This is a genomic window from Desulfovibrio sp. 1188_IL3213 (assembly GCF_036763145.1).
GTDB lineage: Bacteria > Desulfobacterota > Desulfovibrionia > Desulfovibrionales > Desulfovibrionaceae > Desulfovibrio.
The window spans coordinates 1-930 of sequence record NZ_JBAIYR010000645.1; the positions used below are offsets into that span (position 1 = coordinate 1).

The following is a 930-nucleotide window of genomic DNA, read 5'->3' on the forward strand; positions in this document are numbered from 1 at the left end:
GCAGCATGCCGGGCCTTCGCTGTACCTGCCCGCCGCCGTATTCGCCACCGACAATGCCCGCTTTGCGCGCCAGCTTATCCGCTACACGGCGCAGCGCGGCAATGAGCCTGGCAATGTTTTTGAAGGGCTGGACGGAACGTCGGCCCAGGTGCTTATGGACAGGCTGCGCTCCGATGAAACGCCGCTCATTGAGGCCAGGGGGCGTCTTTTTGTGGTGGTGAGTTTTGAGATGCTTCGTCTGGGCTTCTGGATAAGCAATTTCGGCAACTGGAATTTTATTACCCATTCAGGCGAGGGCGGGGCGCTGTCCATTGTGCCGCAGGAGCTTGCCTACAGGCTGGATTCCGGCGAGGTGCGTCTTGAGGGCAGCACCAGCGCCATCTATGCTTCATCCATCAATGTTTTTGAAGAAACGGGCGTTACCCGGCGCAACTATGTGCAGGAGTGGTTTGACGCCCACCCCGACGCTTCGCCGCAGGAACAGCGGGACTTTTTGTCCCGGCGGCGCAATGTCAACTTTCTTTTTAACAGGGTTACGGACGAAAAGCTGGCTATGGACGAGGGGCTGTATAATTCCCTCATGGTGCAGCTTTTGGTAGGCGACCCGCAAAGCCCGCGTTTCTCGCCATACTTCAAACTGGTGTACGACAATGTTTTCGCCAGAATTTATGAGGTATTGTAAAAGAAAATCTGGCGGTTTCCGGCGGCGTCAATGGTGGTAAGGCACTTTGCGCAAAATGCATTCGGCGCGGTAGATCTGCTCAAGCAGCACCACGCGGGCCAGTTCGTGGGGCAGAGTCATGTCCGAAAGGCTCAGCACCTTGAAGGCCCGCTGACGCACAGCGTCGTCCAGGCCCCAGGCTCCGCCCACGATAAAGCAGGCCCGTCCCCGCGCGTCCTGATCCAGTTGGCGCAGCAGGGCGGCCAGAT

Annotated in this window: 1 protein-coding gene and 1 pseudogene; one reads left to right on the forward strand and one right to left on the reverse strand. The window is 58.3% G+C overall.

The annotated features are described in order from the left end of the window. Positions 1 to 682: pseudogene (locus tag V6C16_RS14255) on the forward strand (STT3 domain-containing protein); the annotation flags it as partial. A 27-nt stretch (positions 683 to 709) separates the two neighbouring features. On the opposite strand, the gene V6C16_RS14260 reads toward V6C16_RS14255, so the two are convergent. Then, a partial coding sequence (locus tag V6C16_RS14260) for a 23S rRNA (pseudouridine(1915)-N(3))-methyltransferase RlmH (protein WP_333543558.1) occupies positions 710 to 930 on the reverse strand: 221 nt, incomplete at its 5' end.